Raw genomic sequence first — 18040 nt, 5'->3', positions numbered from 1 at the left:
TTATTAAAAAAATTGCTGTGAAAATAAATTAAAAATCAAAGACACAACTTTTATTAAACTAAGAAAATGAAGAAACTAGCATTACCGTTAATAATATTAGTGGCACTAATAACACAGACAAATACCCTATTTGCTCAATCAAATATTTCTGTTGATGGAGAATTAAAAAAGTGGCATCCAATCACCATTACCTTTGATGGCCCAGAAGTGAGTGAAACAGATGCATACAATCCATTTTTGGGTTACAGATTAAATGTTGCATTTCGTCATGAAAGCGGTCAGTCAGCATACATAGTACCTGGCTATTTTGCAGCCGATGGTAACGCAGCTGAATCAAGTGCAATCTCAGGAAATAAATGGCGCGTTCATTTCACACCTGAAAGAACAGGAAAATGGACCTATACTGCTTCTTTTCGCAAAGGAGAAGATATTTCGGTTAATTTAAGCAACACAGCTGGTGAGGCAACGGCATTCGATGGCGCTACTGGCACGGTCAATATTGCCAATACAGACAAGAGTGGAAAAGACCATAGAGGCAAAGGAATATTGCGTTATGTTGGTGAGAACTTTCTTCGATTTGACAATGGTGAGTGGTTTATGAAAGGTGGCGCAGATGCTCCAGAAACACTATTTGCTTACGCCGATTTTGATGGAACATATTTACAGACAGCGCCTTCAAAGCATTCATATGGTGATGAACTTTTATGGGGTAGTACGCAACATAAAGATAGACGCGGTGCTTTTCCGATAAAAAAGTTTGAAGCTCATATCAAGGATTGGAATGAAGGAGATCCAGTATGGCAAGGTAACAAGGGTAAAGGTCTAATCGGCGGTTTAAATTATCTTTCAGATAAAGGAATGAACGCTTTCTCGTTTTTAACAATGACAGCCGGTGGAGATGGTAAAAACGTTTGGCCATGGATTAATCATAAAGAACACTCTCGTTATGATGTTTCAAAATTAGCGCAGTGGGAAATAATCTTTTCTCACGCGGATCAAAAGGGTTTATTTATTCATTTCAAAACACATGAAACAGAAAACGATCAACTATTAGATGGTGGTGATCTTGGGCCTGCTCGAAAATTATATTATCGTGAACTAGTAGCTCGTTTTGCACATCATCATGCGTTAAACTGGAATCTTGCGGAAGAACATGATTTATTTCAAGAGTTAAAAGATACTGAGATGGATATTGCAAAAGCAGACTCTAAATACCTCCATGCTATTGATCCTTATCACCACCCAGTAGTTATTCATTCGTATCCAAATAGATACAGTGAAGTTTATGGTCCATTAGAAGGCTATGAGTATATGGAAGGTGCTTCAGTACAAACAAGCAACATGCGCCCTTGGAATAATTTCGAAAGTGTTCAACGATTGGTACAAAATGCTACTGAAGGTGGTAAAAAATGGGTTGTTTCTCTTGATGAACCAGGTAGTGCTAGTGTAGGTGTTAGCACAGATGATTGGGATGACAACTATAATCAAGACGATGCTCGTGCAGTTTATTGGGGAACTATTGCTGCAGGTGGAGCTGGCATTGAATGGTATTTTGGTTATAGAGAAGAACAAAACGATATTGTTGCCGAAGAATGGTATAGTAGAGATGCTTTATGGGATTATACAGCGCATGCGATAAACTTCTACAAAAACAACAAGATTCCTTTTTGGGAAATGGAGAATGCAAATGGACTAACACGAAGTGAAAAAGACTTTGTTTTTGCTAAGCCAGGCGAAGTTTATGTACTATATCTGCCCGATGGAGGCCCTGCTTCAATAGACCTTAAAAATAACTCGGGCACTTACAGTGTTCACTGGTATAACCCGCGAAAAGGAGGAGAACTTCAACGCGGGCGTGCTCTAAAGAAAATTCCGGAAACATATTCTAGAAAACCAGCAAGTGTTTTATCTGCAGTACCTAATGTGAAATCTCCGGTTGTTCAAAAAGGACGTGTAGTAAAAGTTACAGGCTCAGGTCAAGTTTCATTAGGCATACCACCAATTGAATCGGAAGAAAGAGATGATTGGGTTGTGCTTGTCAGAAAACAATAAGGCAAGAATAGTTCTCTGAGTCAAGTAGTAATCAATATTGGTGATTGAAAGAATACAAAAATATTTTTCAATCAATTATAAAACAGAAAGTTGAGTTAGGTTTGTTAGTTTACAAATCCGTAATTCTTAGTAAGAAGTAGTTTCATATTCTCTTCTTATTTTTAGAATTACGGATTACTAAGAATCTAAATAAAACGTGGAGTTTACGAAGAAAAAATAGGAGATTGAAAGAAGAATTATGTTCCAATCAACTATTCAAATGAAAAGTTAAGTTAGGTTTGTTAGTTTGAAAATCCGTAATTCACAATAAGTTGTAGCTTCATACTCTACTCTTATTTATAGAATTACGGATTTCTATTTTAAATAAAAGTTATAGCTATTTTTTAGCCAAAATTTAGCACTATCATCAAGAATAGAAGGTCTAAATTTTAGCAACTTACATGATAAATAACAAGCATTTCTATTCACAGTTTTTCTACTGCACCAAAATACTTTCTCAACACATAAATTAGTTTTGTTTTAAAAATAAAATTTCAAGTAATCGATTTCAAAAACTCTAACTACTTATGCACCATCGCCAACCAATCATTTTTATCTGGTGCACTTAACGCAATAGGACGTCCTCCACTAATATCAGCAGCTGAAATAAGTTCTCCACCCGTCCGTGGATTATACCAAGAAACGTGAAATTTACCTTTAGAATTTGTTAGGTTCAATTTTGTATCACCCCCATTTTTTAAATAAACGAGATATATTTCCCCCTCTTTTGCAAAACAATATGAATCATCTTGTGACGACAGGTCGTTGGTGTTACTCATTTCCCAAAACGGAATGTTGTTATCTTTGAAGAAACTTAGTGCGTATCTACTTTGGTCCCACATCTTATCACGTGAACGCCAATCTTGACATGTGAGATCACTATGCGCATGTTTATATCCAAAATACCACTCCACCCCTGCACCACCTGCCATTAACGTTCCCCATAAAGCATTTTTTCTAGGGTCGTCATGTGTTGGATCCTCATCATCAGGAATTAGTGAATGAGTGGCGTCACCTGGTTCATCGCAAGCCACAATCCATTTTTTTCCACTGGCTGCAGATGCTTTTACCCATTTTAAAATATCAGCATGTACTCTTCTAAAATCAGGATGCCTAGTCTGTACAGAAATACCTGTTAAGGCAGATGCATCGCCGAGCATTGGTGGGTAATACTTATCTTGTTCTTCCACTGGGCTATGGGTATGTAAGACTACCTGATGTTTGTATGGATCAGTGTCAGCAATGTATTGTATAATCGGTTTCAATTGCTCTACTGTCTGCTCGGTTTCTTCACCAATATTCCAATTCAAAGCTAAATGATGGCCATATCTAGCGATAAGTTCACGATAATATATTTTACGTTCACGGCCGAGTGAGCCTCCATCCATATTTAAACAATTCTCTGCTTCTGTTGTTTTAAAATGAAGATACATTCCTTTTCGGTCTCCGTATTCAAAAATACGCTCCCATTGATCCATCTTCGAACAATCAAATCTGTCCGGGTAGAAAAAATCTTCCCAAGCGGTTGCATCATGTCCTTTGTTGTCTGCCGAATATGCCACGTAAGCACTTTCTTCTCCTTTTAATAAATAAGGATAAACATTGTGATCATCGCCGTCAATATTATAGGTCAAAAAAGAAAACACATTCATGCCTTTAGAATACAAGTAGTTGATTGCACCTAAAAGCGCCTTACCTTTATCTTTATTGGGACCCCAAAGCAAATCATTTGCATCTTCTGAATAATCTTTTAGATGTGGTGCCCAACTTTTTCGCAAGTCATTCACATTGGGTGTTGCATCAAAATCATCATACGATAAAAGATTTTCAGGAGCATCTGTCCCTGCTTTTAAAAAATACTCTCCATTACCTGCGAAGCGTTGATAATGTTCACCTATTACTTGTAATCGTCCTTTACCACGAAGATCACGACCTGTTTTATCACTAGGCTCAATATTGAAATTACCAGTGATTCCATCATAAGGAGATACAGCTTTACCCTTTGATTCAGAAATTATAATATCCGAACCACTAACAAAGGAGATTTTATATTCCCATTTACCAATCTTATCAGGAGATAAATGAGCCCTCCATGTATTACCTGAATCCGCACCTGTCTCAGCAGCATTTCCGTCTGCCGCAAAATATCCTGGAATCTTATAAGTAGGGGTGCCAGATTCATGTGTAAAAATTACTTCATATCTATAATCTGTAAATGGATTGATTGCAGCACCTGTTTCTTGACTAAAAGGCCCTTCTAAATCAAGTATTATTTTATGCCACTGTTGCAACTCACCAGATATACTAACTTGTCCGTCACCATCAACATTATTTTGGTTGCTTGATTGCTTCGATTTATCTAATCCGCATGCCATAACTGTACTCATGCAAATCAACACCACAATAAATACTTTTACAATGCTATTTGTTCTGATTTTTGATTTCATTTTATATTTAATTAAGATTCTGTGTAGCGACCAAAAATTAAAATATACATGCGCGATACACATACTATTTAAAGTCTAAAAATGTACTATGAGAAGGAATTCTATTTAAATAAAAACATCGATAAACTTCGTTTTATTCAAACAAAACAACTATATATAAAAATAACGAAAACAAACGAAAATAATGTTAGAATACTGCATTAATTACTGGTAAATCTAGCACTACATAATTTCACGAATATTGACCCGTAATTACTTATTTAACCAAAATGTAATCTTTGCTAATAATGCTCTATTTCTGCTGCTAAAATTACTTAGATGTTCTGTGAGGTAATTATCTGTGTACACTATAAAAAAGTCCGAAACAGGAGCAAATCGCCATTGCAATCTTGAATTCACATTTAAATTATCCAATCTATTATTGTATTGCACATAGGTGGTCCAAAACAACTTTTTAGAAAAGGTAAAATCAACCCGAGGACCTACCAACCATAAATCGGCTTTTTTAAAATTACCTCCAACATCTAAATGTGTATAATTAAATTCTAATGATAATGATCCATAGGGCTGATATCGATATGTCAATCCACCTATAACACCCCTTCTATCACCTCCATAAAATTTACCTATAGAAGGTTCTAAACTATATGAAAACGTTTTTCGAACATCGGAATCATACGACAAGCTTACTAACGAATTATATTGTTGTGTACCAGCACTAAAAAAGATATTATCTTCTTGAATACGTGTAGGATCAAAATCTCTTAATAGTGTATAATCTTCTGACTCATAACCAAGTTCTAATTTATGATTGTTTTGAAAAGCAATTTCCCAACCAAATTCTAAACGTGTTTCTTCATGACCAAAATCTTGAATAATAGGATTATCATCTTTGCCTAATTTGTATATAAGTCGAGCATCTGATTTAAAAGTCATTTGCGCTATTTTATCTGTTTTCGGAAAAAATCTGATATCTATTTCAGGGCTAACCAAAAAATAATCTCGCCTTGGCACAAAACCCACTTCAGCATCAAAGCCATCACCCACTGTTGTGGTAGCTAGTTCAAGTCTATATCTTCTTCTGTTATATTCTATCTCCCCAGCAAGATTATACTTCATTTCTTTATCATTTGGCGTAAAAGCTTTCATATAAGAAGCTTTTCCCGTCCAGAAATTATCTTTTGAATGAAGTCTATATTCCAAACCTGCTACTCTATCATAATTATCTACAGAGCCACTAAAACCCTTAGTATCAAAAGCTTGTTTACTTATGAAAATAAAACCAATATTAGACCTATCAAAAACCTTTTGTTCTGCAGCCAAAACTGTATAATTAAAGCTTGGAAAATCATTAGATTGCTGCGCTGCAGTTTGCATAGTAAGCATTCCAATTCTTAGATTTTTATTCAGTTTTCCACTTAATCTGGCCCCACCGTAAATGGTATTTTGAATATTGTTTTCAGTTAGCGTGTCAATAGAAATTCCTATTCTTCGTGAAAAGAAAGGTCTAGCATTACCATTTCCAAACTCACTAAATAAATCTGCATTTTCAAGAAAAAATTGTCGTTTTTCTGGAAGCGATATTTCAAATCGATCAAGGTTTGTTACTTGTTGATCAATTTCTACTTGTGAGAAATCTGGATTTACTGTTAAGTCTAAATTCAAACTTGACGAAAGACCTATTTTCACATCACCACCAATATTAAATTCAGATTTATAACCTGTTTCATCAACATCTTCAAAATCTCTTAAACCACCTGCAATCATGTACGGAATAAATGAAAGATTCTTGCCAGGATCCGCCAAAGGTTTATCCCAAACAATATCTGCCATATAATTCAGATTCATTAAATTATTTTCTCTAGGAATATTAATAAAACAGCTAGTTTCATTGGTTTGAGCATCATTTCGGTAACTATTAAAACGCCACTTGGTAGTACCTTCTTTATAGCGAATAGTACTAAACGGAATAGCCAATTCACATATCCAATAATCATCATACATTTTTGCGTTACCAGCCCATTTATTGTCCCACGAATTATCTAGTGCATCACTAGATTTACCTCCACTAGATATAAGTCCTTCTTTCTGAACGCCAATTGCGTTTATACTAAATTGATAAGCGTTTGTATTGTCATTATAGGTGTCAAAAATGAAGTTAATGTTATCATTTCTAGCAAAACTAAAATCGCGTTTTAAAGATTCTATTCTAAAATTGTTTCCAGTAGAATAACATTTAGCTGCTATATAAAAATGACTTTCATCATAGCTCATATAAATTTCTGTATCACCAATAGCAGGTATACTATCGGTAGGGAAGTATTGACTAAATTGGGAATTTTTCTCCGCTTTTAGCCAAGTATCTTCATTCAAAATACCATCTAATACAATATTATCAGACTTTTTTTGTAGATGGATTTGCAGAGGGTTGCCATCTTCTAAAATGACATTTGTATCTTGAGAAAATACATTTCTACCTAGAAAAACAAATAAAATTAGAATTAAAAACCGCATGACAATTCTACATTAATATCAATAATTGATTATTCTATATATTTAAAATTTTGGGGATGTCTTTTTCAGTTTATATTTCAAATTACTCCTTATTTTTTTAGCCATTATAGCCTCAAAACAGATCTAATTAATCTCACACTAGATCTAGTTTTTTATATATCAATATGCAACTGACTCTTTTTTATTGGACTAAATATTAATGCACCGATTGAAATTCAATACCTGTCCACCGACCTCTAGAATATGCAAATCCGTCCCCTTCTGGAATTTTATCATTCGAATGAGAATTGAATTTGATAGTTATATCCTGACCTTTTTCTAGTTGTACATTTTCTAAAGTATAAGTATTCACTTCATAATCTATTGTAGTTTCTGGATTTTGAAAAGCCCCTATTTCTTTTCCATTCACGATTATTTTATACGTTGATTCTCCATCTAACTCCATAAGACTTGTAAATTTCACATCATAATTACCACTTTCACCAGTAAATTTTACTGTGGCAGATGAAAATACACCTTTGTAATCAACTGCATTTATCGCTAGTGCATTTCTAACACTATCTCTATAAAATGGAACACTGTTATCATCTGCTTTAAACTCAAAATCTTCTAAAGCATTATAAACAACCTTTGTAGTTGTTGTTTGGATAGAGCTTTCTTTCTTTTCTTCTTTTTTCGGTTTACATGATAAGGCAATTAACCCTCCTAGAACCATAACCGTAATTAATTTTTGTAGTTTCATTTTGTAGTTTCTTTATGCTAATTAATATTTAATAACCATTTTTAAATAAACTCATATATAGTATAATTTTGTTTACTAATATGCTTTATGAGCTGATGACACCCTATTAAATTTTACCCTAAACATATCCAAGTTACCTCACCTGTAGTACTCAGACCATGTTCAACCCATGGATCAAGGATGATAAGATCATTTGCTTCCACTTCAAACTCTACTCCATCAAGAATCACAGTGCCTTTTCCGCTCGAAATAAACCATAATTCAGATTGTTCATGTTTATGTGGTTTAAAAGGATTTTCGGGAGTAGTTTTACGTACTGCAAAATGTTTAGTGCTAATTTCACGCCCTGCCAAATCATAAGCTCGTCGGCCCTTTAACATTTCAATAGACCCTCCTTTAATTATTCTTGGTGATACTGATGCGTTGGTTTCACTTTTATTCTCTTTCTTTAAATCTTGTGATTTACAGGATTGCGTTACAATTACACTTAAAACTAAGATTATAAATATTTGATACTGCTTCATTGTTTTGTTCTTTACTGTTAATTACTAAAATTTGCTCCCTCAATATTGTTATTTGTGTATGAATGTTTTGATCAACTTACTGCTTATTTTAGACCCAAATTTTTCTTAAGCCATCTGTTGCACCCAAGAGTGGATCAGCACTAGGTATTGGCAAAGCAGCAATATTTTCATCGGCTTTTGGCCGTTCACCTGGCAGACCTTTTTTTATATCCCAACTGCGCCCATCAGGATAAGCACCTACCACACCTAAATTTTTACCACCTAAATTCTTATGCCCCACGCCAGCAGGAATAATTATGATATCACCAGCTTCTACATTAACTTTTTCACCTTGTTCACCACCCAAATGCACCAGAGCACTTCCCGAATAAACACCCAACACCTCGTGTGAGGTACTGTGATAATGATGAAATGAATAAATTCCATTTCGCCAGGAATTTGTCCAATTGTTTTCTGCAAACTTTTTCTCTAACCACGAAGCACCACTATTAGATCTTTCTTTAAATGCATTTTTATACAACAGCAATGGATATTTACTATTTGGTATTTTGCCGTCATCATCAAAAAGCAACTGCTCTGATTGCTGGTCAGTTGCCCAAGTGCTTGTAGGTAGAAAAATAGCCAAACCTAACTGGCCCGCAGTGGTTATAAATTTTTTACGATTCATATCAGCTTTTTTTAAGGATTAATCTAGATGAAACACAATCTCAATTATCAATAAATTCACTATTACAAAGTTCCCACACCTTTCAAAGGTTGATCAAATGCTGTTCATAGTGCATCACAAGCGTATGTATATAAAAGCAAAACAGCTATGATTTGCGTGAAATTTATTTTAAGGCAGCATACGAAACTTTATAAGTCACTCCTGACTCTATATCAAGCTCATATCGATTTCCATTTATTTTTCTGATTGTTCCAAAATCAGAAGATGGTTTTCTCTTACTTTCGAACACCAACAACCCTTGCCCATTGGCACCTGTTATTTTTATTTCTTTCTCAGAACAGTAAACCGCTACATCACCTTTTGGCGTAGGCACTTTTCCTTCTAACCATTTTAACCCACCTAAGTGTGGTTCAATTTCATACTTCTCATAGCCAGGTGCTGTTGGTTTTACACCTAGATAATATTTACCAAATAGATAAATAGGACTAGCACCCCATGCATGGCACAAACTCTTTCCATAAGGTCTACCGTACATAGCAAGATGTTCTACTCCCTTTTCTGAAGGATTGTATTTTTCCCAAAATGATGTCGCTCCTAATTTTAACATATCACCCCAATAAGAACGAACCTCATCGAGTACAAACTCATGCTCACCCATTGCACAAAGCGCCTCCAATTCATAGAAACGCATATAAGGGGTTGTGATCTTTTGAATATCATCATTCAATAACACATGTTCTTTAACTCCTTGCTTTTGAGCTTCCGTAAAATAATCGAAAAAGATACCAAACATATTAGCATAGCGGGTTACGTTATCTAACACCTTTCCTTCTACTCGTTGGTGCATCAATGCCTCCTTTTCATCAGACCAAAAAACATCAAAAAGTTTTGTTCGCAATTCATCAGCTAATTCATTGTACTCTTTTTTTCCATCTTCATCACCCGAAATTCCTGCACTAACAGCCATAGCTTCTAAACTTCTCGCCAATAGCATTTGCTCAAAACTCACTTCACCAGTTTTACCTAAACCATCAGCCCAATCAATAAAAACCCAATCACCAGGAAGTGGTGACAACATTCCATCTTCATTACGTCGTGCAAGACAGAAATCCATCATACTTTTCATCCGTGGATAAAAATTCTTGATAAAATCTTCATCTCCTGTATAGAGGTAATAATCATAGATACCAACAAACCAATAGAGCGAATAGTCCATAATGGTATTTATGTGCGCTGTAACCGGTTCTTTACCGCGAAGAGCTAACAAAGTTCTACGGACTGATGGTGAGTCAAAAAACAAATAGTAGTTCATCAAATAACTTTGATGTGCATCACCTGACCATATCCATCGATCACGTTTTATACCATCTAGAAAAAATTCACGTGTATTTAAATGCAGTGTATAGGCTGAAACATCCCATATTTCATTCAATTGTTCGTCTGAAGATTTAAACTCTCCTCGGTAATCTACCGGCAAATATTCATAAAGCATTGATATAGAATCAAACTGCACTCCACTGTCAGCTTGCACCTGTACATAGCGAAAAGCCTTTGATTTATCTACTGTAAATTCAGATTCTTGATTGCCATCAAAGTTTAAATAATCAAGTGTTTCACACCGTAATGAATCTAAAGCTTCTTCTCTTGATTCACCATAATACAAAGCTATTTTCCCTTTACCCTTTACACCATGCAACTTAACATAACCAAAGGTTTCCTTTCCAAAATCGACCAATTGCCCTGACCCAACAGGTTCTATTTTTTTTGCATTCCAAAGTTCTGTATTAAGTTTAAATTCAGATGGCTTACTTTCGGGAGTATTAAAATTCCAAGTACCGACTTGAACCCATGGGGTTCCTGATTGATGCGGCACTCCATTTTCATCTATCCATTGTTTATCTTCATGTGTTGCCACCCAAGAGCTATCCGATCTTAGGTGCTTTCCTTTTACATAAATTGAAGGTACCGCTTCTTGATTAAAAACTCGTAATACAATTTTATGCTTGCCAGCTGACAGTGAAAACTTTTTGGGTTGACCATGAACCAAAACATCATCTATTAAAAGCATAAACGAACCCTCTGTTTGCAGTATTACTTCATCAGCTTCAGGCAAGTCTAATTCTTTCTGAAAAGTCACTAATGAATACGGACTATATAATCGCCAAAGTGGTGGAAGAACAGCCTCTCTTTCAGTTCTTCTAGCTTGCATATTATTGCTTAACCAAATTTCATAGTCACCAGAATACCATATCCATGTAGCATCTTGTTCTGTTTCTTGTGCAGGCAGGGAACTGGGACAAAAAAACATGAATGAAAGCACCCAAAAAGATATCATAGAAAGTAGTACTGGAACTTTATTTGTAAGCATATTGGTCATTCTATTCTAAAAATTTTCAGCTTCTATTTTTAATAATTAAAGCCATAATCTATTATCAAATTTCTATTCAAAACCTTCACTAACTAAAACACACAAAACTAATCGTTCTTGTTTCTAATAAGTTCTAGCCATACTGCATAAGAATCAAATATTTCAGCTGAATCTTTATTAGGAATATAGGTTTCTAATCCTTCATAAGCGGGCTTTGGCAACTCTTCTAGGTTCTGCCAAAATTCTACACCTATTCCTGAAATTAAGGCTGCACCTCTTGCTGAAACATCGGTAATGCCGATATTAGTTACAGGTGTTTGTAAAATATCAGCTAAATATTGCATCAAAAATAGATTTGAAGTAATACCACCATCTACTTTTAATTCTTTCAATTTCTCTTGAGTTTCACTTTCAATAGCACCAACAACATCTTTAATTTGAAAAGCGATAGATTCTAAGCCCGCTCTAATGAGATGGGCTTTTGTAGAATTAAAGGTTAAACCATGAATTGAAGCTTTCCAATCTTTTTTCCAATGCGGCGCACCCATACCACTGAATGCCGGAATGACATAAACACCTTCGTTACTCAGGACCGATGTAGCCATTGCTTCAATCTCATCATTAGATGTAAAAAGCCCGAGTTGCTTTTTCATCCATTCTAAAGTAGAGCCGCAACTTACAATGACACCTTCAAGCGCATAATGTACATTATCATGCATACTCCAACCTATTGTTGTCAAGATTCCATTTTTATCTTGCTTGGCAACTTGGCCAGTATTCCAAATAATAGATGACCCGGTACCTAGGGTGGCTTTAGCCATACCTGATGTAAAGCATTCTTCACCAAAGAAAGCAGCATGTGAATCTCCTATCAATGCAGTAATAGGAATTTTATTTGGTAAAGACCCTTCAAAATCTGATTCACCATAATTTACTGAAGAACATTTGACCTCAGGAAGATTCAATCCCTTAAGATTAAATATTTCGAGTAATTCTTCATCCCATTTTAAATCGAAACTATTGAAAAACAAAGTTCGAGATGCATTCGTATGATCCGTACAATATTTTTTATGGCCTGTTAGTTTGAATAACAACCATGTGTCGATGGTTCCGAAATAAGCATTCCCTTTTTTTATTGCCTCATCTATTGAGGCATCATTTTGTTGAAGCCACATCATTTTTGTAGCCGAAAAATAGGGGTCTATGGTCAGTCCTGTTTTGGCGTTGACTAATTTCTCATGACCATCTTCTCTCAGTTCATCACAGATAGCCACTGACCGTTTACATTGCCATACTACTGCATTAAAAAGTGGTTCACCATTATTATCCCAAACAACAAATGTTTCTCGTTGGTTTGATATGCCACATGATATTATACTTGAAGCATCTCCTCCATAAACATTGATAAACTCTTTATAGCATTTTTCAACAGCTGTAAGAACATTTTCATAAATCTCTTGAGGATCTTGTTCAACAAAACCAGGTAACGGATAGTAAGATTTTAAGGTTGCTGTAGCCTTTACTACAATTTCTCCATTTTGATCAAAAATAATAGCTTTTGTGCCGCTGGTACCTTGATCAATGGATAAAATATAAGATTTAGACATTCTTTTAAAATTGGTTAATTCTTGGCTTTATTCTTCGTTCGGATGATTAATTCTATCAAGGATTACAGCTATGAGTATTACAAACCCTTTGATAATTTGCTGCCAGAAAGGCGAAACATTCAATAAAACCAAACCACTGTTTAATACACCAATTATAAGTGCCCCTTGAACTGTTCCCATAATGGAACCTCTTCCTCCAGAAAGAGATGTACCCCCAATGACTACAGCAGCAATCGAATCAAGTTCATAGCTAATACCTGCATTGGGCTGCGCAGAATCTAAACGCGAGGTCAAAATAATTCCACCTACCGCAGCTAAAATACCAGCAAGGGCATATACCCAAACCTTTATTTTTGTAATGTTTAAGCCAGATAAGCGAGCTGCACTTTCATTTCCGCCAATGGCGTAAATATATCTTCCGAATTTTGTTCTTTTGGTTACCACAACTGCGATAGCTACTACTACAATGGTTATCCAAACTGGCATAGGTACACCCAAAAACCATCCGGTGCCGATAAATGCAAAGTTATCTCCTAGTCCGGTTATAGGGAATCCTCCAGTCCATAACATTGTTGCTCCGCGCGCAATGGTAAGCATCGCCAATGTTGCTACAAAAGATGGCACTTTGAATTTAGTAATCATCCAGCCATTGAAAAAACCTAATCCTCCGCCCACAAATAATCCCGACAAAATTGCTCCGAATACCGTAAATCCAATATAAAGATTCATGGAAGGCAAATCTATGCCGAACTTAAGAAGGCCTGCAGCAACAGCTCCACTTAAAGCCAATATTGAACCTACAGACAAATCAATACCTCGCGTTAAAATCACAAGTGTCATTCCTACCGAAATACATACATTCACTGAAATTTGACGCATAATATTCCACCCGTTTTCAGGGGTAAGAAACTTATCAGAAAGTATCGCCAAAACAATGCAAAGCACCAATAGGGCGATAATGGACTGAAATTTTATTAAAGTGTTTTTTATATCCATGATATTAGGCAATTGCAGCTTTCATTATTTTATCTTCATTGGCTTCACTTTGGGTGAATTCGCCGGTGATTCGCGATTCACTCATCACAATAATTCGATCACTAATCGCCATAATCTCAGGCAACTCTGAAGAAACCACCAAAACCCCAAGTCCGTTTTTAGCTAAATTATTTATCACATGATAGATTTCGTTTTTTGCATTAACATCTATACCACGTGTGGGTTCATCTAAAAACAAAATTTTTGGTGCTGTGGCTAACCATTTTGACAACACAACTTTTTGTTGATTTCCGCCACTGAGATTCTTAGCACTTTCATTATAAGAAGGCGTTTTTATTCTTAAGTCATCTATATACTTTTTAGCTAGTTCGCTTTCCGTCTGTGCATTCAAAAATCCATTTTTTACCACCTGGTTGACACTTGCCATGCTAATGTTTTTAAAAATTTCCATCGGCAACACTAGACCATCTTCTTTTCGATCTTCAGGTACTAGTCCCATACCATTTTCCACAGCGTTCATCACTGATTTAATTTTCACCTCTTTACCCGCTATATAAATTGTACCAGTCATTACCTTGGGGTGGAGACCAAAAATTGTTTCTAACAATTCCGTTCTCCCGGCACCCATCAAACCAAATATTCCTAACACTTCACCCTGGCGTATTGTAAAACTGACATCCTTCACCAAGAATTCTGATTTATCATATATTTTCGGAAGTGAAATACCATCAACTCGTAGCACCTCATCACCGAAGTCAGTTGATTCTTTCACGTACATGTTTTTGATATCTCTACCCACCATCAGACGAATTAAATCATCTTTGCTTGCTTCAGATACGTTTTCGATTGTACCAACCATTTTACCATCGCGCAAGCCAATAAAACGATCTGCTATTATAAAAAGTTCGTCTAATTTATGCGAGATATATAGAATAGAAACTTGTTGTTCTTTAAGGGACTGAATTATTCTAAACAGCACTTCAATTTCAGAATCTGTAATTGCAGAAGTTGGCTCATCCATAATCAGAACTTTAGCATCTTCTAAAAGTGCTTTAGCTATTTCTACTAGTTGTTGTTGCCCAACCCGTAATTCAGAAACCAATGTTCGTGGAGATATATCACATTCCAGGCGTTCTAAAAGATTTTTGGTCACTCGATTCATCTCCTTGAAATCTAGTATTCCAAAAGAATTTACGATTTCACGACCTAGAAAAATGTTTGCGGTTATACTTAAGTAAGGGATAAGATTTAATTCTTGATGAATGATTGCTATACCCTTTTTCATTGCTTCTTTAGGATTAGCGAAATTCACCTCTTCACCTCGCAACAGTAAAGCACCTTCATAATCTGGATAAACACCAGATAAGATTTTCATTAAAGTAGATTTACCCGCACCATTTTCGCCCACAATCACATTTACTTTACCAGTATGGACATCCAAATTCACCCCATCAAGTGCCGTAACGCCGGTAAACTTTTTGGTAATATTCTCTGCCCGTAATATGATGTGTTCTTCTGCCAACTACCTATTGTTTTATGTTTAAAACTAAGGGGACAATTCGCAACTTTTCTATGCTGGGTGACTTTACATTCACTTTTACAGCGCCTTTAAAATAGATTTCATCACCTGCTTTCACTTTGGATACAAAAGGAGGTATAATATTATCTCGTATACTATTATTAAGTTCTACTGATATATTATTAAAGTCCATTGTATTTTGATAATCACCTATTTCCGCAGCCACTGTAGCTTCACGTATGGTATTTCCGAATATAAAATCTGTTGCAATGTTCATTTCATCTTCTGAACCATCTTTTATTTTGACTACAACATTCTCGGCCTCTATTGCAAGCACAATTGCTTCACCTTCTACTGTAAAATAGTAATCATTACTTATACCTAGTTTCTTTCCTTTTTCGGAGGTTGTCTTATTTAAATCGATTTTGAGTTCATCTAATAAAGTGCCAGCATTGAATGCCTCAACACTGCTAATTTTATTCTCAACAAAATCTTTAGCATACAAAGCAGCATCAAAAACACCTTCACTCTGTGTCTTTTTCACTTCATCTAAAGGTTTAAAATACACCGAATTATACAGCGCTAGACCTATGATGATTATTGATACTACGTATTTTATTGCTTTATTCATTTTATTGAGTAGTGCTGTATTCAGAGATATTCTCTTGCGTTATTACTTCAACAGCAATCGGCATTTTTTTACTAATATCTCGTTCTCCCTTAATATATTTATCGGCTAATTCTGCAGCAATTTTTGCCATAAACTTTGGCGATTGCATGGCCGTAGCTTTAATTTTATTTGCCTTAATAGCATCCATTACATCTTGCTCACCATCAAACCCAAAAACCATTACACTGTCTTGCTTACCAGCTGACACAAGTGCTTGGTATGCACCCATTGCCATGGCATCATTACCACAAAAAACAGCTTTTATATCAGGATCTGATTGCATTACTGATTCTAAAACCTCCATAGCTTTACTTCGGTCAAAATCGGCACTCTGTTGCGCTACCATTTCTAACTCAGGAAAATGATCAACTACACTATGAAACCCTTTTGAACGGTTCCACGTATTATTATCACCAACCAAACCTAAAAGCTCAACATATTTTCCTTTTTTATCCATCTGACGTACAAAATATTCACCCAATTCAACACAACCGGAAAAGCTATCAGAAATAATTTGTGAAACAGGACCATCCATCGAATTTACTTCACGATCCATACAAAAAGTTGGAATTCCGGCCAGCTTTGCTCTATTGACATTACTTACGGATCCATCTGCATCAGTAGGGTTAAACAATATGGCATCAAAACCTGCGGCAATTAGATTTTCAAAATGTTCCGCTTCTTTAGCTGTGTTGTTCTGAGAATCAAAAATAGTAGTCTCATAGCCGAGTTCTTGTGCTCTATTTGCAGCTGACTCGCCCAATACAACAAACCATGGATTGTTCAGGGTTGAAATAACCACAGCAATTTTTTTTGGTGCATTCTTATTTCTTTCAGCACAACCGAAAAGTATCATTGCAAATGCAACAATGGTGATATATCTTATAATTTTAAACTTCGATTGCTTAACCATTTACTTTGAATATTGCGACATCATTTCTTTGCCCTGATTAAATAAACCTTCTTCTGAAATTCCATAATGACTAAATATCTCTACTTGTGAACCAGTTACGGTATATTCATCAGGAATACCAACTATATGAAATGGATTTCTACTACCTTTCTGAAAAAGATACGAGGCGCAAGCATCACCTAAACCACCATTAACCATGTGTTCTTCAACCGTGATAATTGGTCTGCCGTTAGCAGAAATTCTATCTAACAAATCAGTATCAAGTGGTTTAATGGTATGCATACTGACCACTGTGGTTTTAATACCTAATTCATTTTCTAATTTCTTAGCAGCTAACCATGCTGGGTAAACTGTTTCGCCAATTGCAATAATCGCTAAATCATCACCTTCTCTAACCACTCGCCCCTTGCCAAATTCGAAAGTTTTATCTGCTTCGTTCAGAAATGGCATTTCCTTTTTTCCTAATCGGATATATACAGGTTTCTTTAAAGCCGCAGCATGACGTACCGCTTGTTCCGTTTCAAAATTATCAGCAGGGGCAACAACAACTATATTATTGATAGCTCTTAGCACTGCATAATCATGTAGACTATGATGTGTGGTACCCAAAGCTCCATAGCTTACGCCGGCACTTATACCAACAAGAATTACCGGATTATCTGAATATGTAACATCGTTTTTTATTTGCTCTAAAGCTCTAGCACTAAGAAAACATGCTGGTGAAACAGCAAAGGCTTTTTTACCTGCAGCTGCTAAACCAGCCGCAACCCCTACTAAATTTTGTTCCGCAATACCAACTTCTACAATCTGATTGGGATACTTTTCACCAAATGGAACTAATTTTCCGGAACCTCTAGAATCACTAGTTACAGCAATAATTGAAGTATCATTTGCTGCCAACTCTTGCAATGTTTCTGAAAACACTACTTGATTGGCTTTTCCTAACTTCAACTCTGTTTCGTTTATTTTATCCAATTCCATA

13 protein-coding genes are annotated in these 18040 nt (G+C 35.7%); 1 reads left to right on the top strand and 12 read right to left on the bottom strand.

Annotation, left to right across the window (positions count from 1 at the left end):
* The first annotated feature begins 66 nt into the window (after positions 1–66).
* On the top strand, positions 67–2052 hold the full coding sequence (locus tag JQC67_RS06965) for a DUF5060 domain-containing protein (RefSeq protein WP_203252108.1): 1986 nt from the start codon (positions 67–69) through the stop codon (positions 2050–2052).
* 560 nt (positions 2053–2612) lie between these two features.
* Here the strand turns inward: JQC67_RS06965 and JQC67_RS06960 are convergent.
* The 12 genes from JQC67_RS06960 to JQC67_RS06905 all read right to left on the bottom strand — a co-directional run bounded on the left by JQC67_RS06960 (position 2613) and on the right by JQC67_RS06905 (position 18039).
* Positions 2613–4538, bottom strand: a complete 1926-nt coding sequence (locus JQC67_RS06960; RefSeq protein ID WP_203252107.1) for a DUF5060 domain-containing protein — start codon at positions 4536–4538, stop codon at positions 2613–2615.
* Between the two features lie 252 nt (positions 4539–4790).
* The gene (locus JQC67_RS06955; RefSeq protein WP_203252106.1) at positions 4791–7052 is read right to left on the bottom strand and encodes a DUF5916 domain-containing protein; all 2262 of its coding nucleotides are present in this window, start codon (positions 7050–7052) and stop codon (positions 4791–4793) included.
* Positions 7053–7248: 196 nt separating this feature from the next.
* Positions 7249–7794 (bottom strand): hypothetical protein, encoded by a 546-nt coding sequence (locus tag JQC67_RS06950; protein WP_203252105.1) that lies wholly within the window; start codon positions 7792–7794, stop codon positions 7249–7251.
* Positions 7795–7907: 113 nt separating this feature from the next.
* Positions 7908–8318, bottom strand: a complete 411-nt coding sequence (locus JQC67_RS06945; protein WP_203252104.1) for a cupin domain-containing protein — start codon at positions 8316–8318, stop codon at positions 7908–7910.
* An 88-nt stretch (positions 8319–8406) separates the two neighbouring features.
* Positions 8407–8985, bottom strand: coding sequence for a cupin domain-containing protein (locus JQC67_RS06940; RefSeq protein WP_203252103.1), 579 nt, complete (start codon positions 8983–8985; stop codon positions 8407–8409).
* Positions 8986–9148: 163 nt separating this feature from the next.
* Positions 9149–11362, bottom strand: a complete 2214-nt coding sequence (locus JQC67_RS06935; protein ID WP_238934513.1) for an alpha-L-rhamnosidase-related protein — start codon at positions 11360–11362, stop codon at positions 9149–9151.
* Positions 11363–11460: 98 nt separating this feature from the next.
* Complete coding sequence (locus tag JQC67_RS06930) at positions 11461–12960, bottom strand: FGGY family carbohydrate kinase (protein WP_203252102.1); 1500 nt, start codon at positions 12958–12960, stop codon at positions 11461–11463.
* A 27-nt stretch (positions 12961–12987) separates the two neighbouring features.
* A complete protein-coding gene (locus JQC67_RS06925; protein ID WP_203252101.1) occupies positions 12988–13956 on the bottom strand; it encodes an ABC transporter permease in 969 nt (322 codons plus the stop codon).
* Positions 13957–13960: 4 nt separating this feature from the next.
* Entirely contained in the window at positions 13961–15478 is a 1518-nt protein-coding gene (locus tag JQC67_RS06920) for a sugar ABC transporter ATP-binding protein (protein WP_203252100.1), read from the bottom strand.
* 4 nt (positions 15479–15482) lie between these two features.
* A complete protein-coding gene (locus tag JQC67_RS06915; RefSeq protein ID WP_203252099.1) occupies positions 15483–16106 on the bottom strand; it encodes a DUF2291 family protein in 624 nt (207 codons plus the stop codon).
* Position 16107: 1 nt separating this feature from the next.
* On the bottom strand, positions 16108–17058 hold the full coding sequence (locus tag JQC67_RS06910; RefSeq protein ID WP_203252098.1) for a D-ribose ABC transporter substrate-binding protein: 951 nt from the start codon (positions 17056–17058) through the stop codon (positions 16108–16110).
* Positions 17059–18039, bottom strand: coding sequence for a transketolase family protein (locus tag JQC67_RS06905; protein ID WP_203252097.1), 981 nt, complete (start codon positions 18037–18039; stop codon positions 17059–17061).
* Position 18040 lies beyond the last annotated feature (1 nt).

It is taken from the genome of Aurantibacter crassamenti (assembly GCF_016811105.1).
GTDB lineage: Bacteria > Bacteroidota > Bacteroidia > Flavobacteriales > Flavobacteriaceae > Aurantibacter_A > Aurantibacter_A crassamenti.
This window is presented reverse-complemented; position numbering and strand designations above follow the sequence as displayed.

What these genes read in the sequence shown, in the direction of transcription:
- JQC67_RS06965 (WP_203252108.1), top strand. Translation starts at nt 67, where the DNA reads ATGAAGAAACTAGCATTACCGTTAATAATATTAGTGGCACTAATAACA.
- JQC67_RS06960 (WP_203252107.1), bottom strand. Translation starts at nt 4,538, where the DNA reads ATGAAATCAAAAATCAGAACAAATAGCATTGTAAAAGTATTTATTGTG.
- JQC67_RS06955 (WP_203252106.1), bottom strand. Translation starts at nt 7,052, where the DNA reads ATGCGGTTTTTAATTCTAATTTTATTTGTTTTTCTAGGTAGAAATGTA.
- JQC67_RS06950 (WP_203252105.1), bottom strand. Translation starts at nt 7,794, where the DNA reads ATGAAACTACAAAAATTAATTACGGTTATGGTTCTAGGAGGGTTAATT.
- JQC67_RS06945 (WP_203252104.1), bottom strand. Translation starts at nt 8,318, where the DNA reads ATGAAGCAGTATCAAATATTTATAATCTTAGTTTTAAGTGTAATTGTA.
- JQC67_RS06940 (WP_203252103.1), bottom strand. Translation starts at nt 8,985, where the DNA reads ATGAATCGTAAAAAATTTATAACCACTGCGGGCCAGTTAGGTTTGGCT.
- JQC67_RS06935 (WP_238934513.1), bottom strand. Translation starts at nt 11,362, where the DNA reads ATGACCAATATGCTTACAAATAAAGTTCCAGTACTACTTTCTATGATA.
- JQC67_RS06930 (WP_203252102.1), bottom strand. Translation starts at nt 12,960, where the DNA reads ATGTCTAAATCTTATATTTTATCCATTGATCAAGGTACCAGCGGCACA.
- JQC67_RS06925 (WP_203252101.1), bottom strand. Translation starts at nt 13,956, where the DNA reads ATGGATATAAAAAACACTTTAATAAAATTTCAGTCCATTATCGCCCTA.
- JQC67_RS06915 (WP_203252099.1), bottom strand. Translation starts at nt 16,106, where the DNA reads ATGAATAAAGCAATAAAATACGTAGTATCAATAATCATCATAGGTCTA.
- JQC67_RS06910 (WP_203252098.1), bottom strand. Translation starts at nt 17,058, where the DNA reads ATGGTTAAGCAATCGAAGTTTAAAATTATAAGATATATCACCATTGTT.
- JQC67_RS06905 (WP_203252097.1), bottom strand. Translation starts at nt 18,039, where the DNA reads ATGGAATTGGATAAAATAAACGAAACAGAGTTGAAGTTAGGAAAAGCC.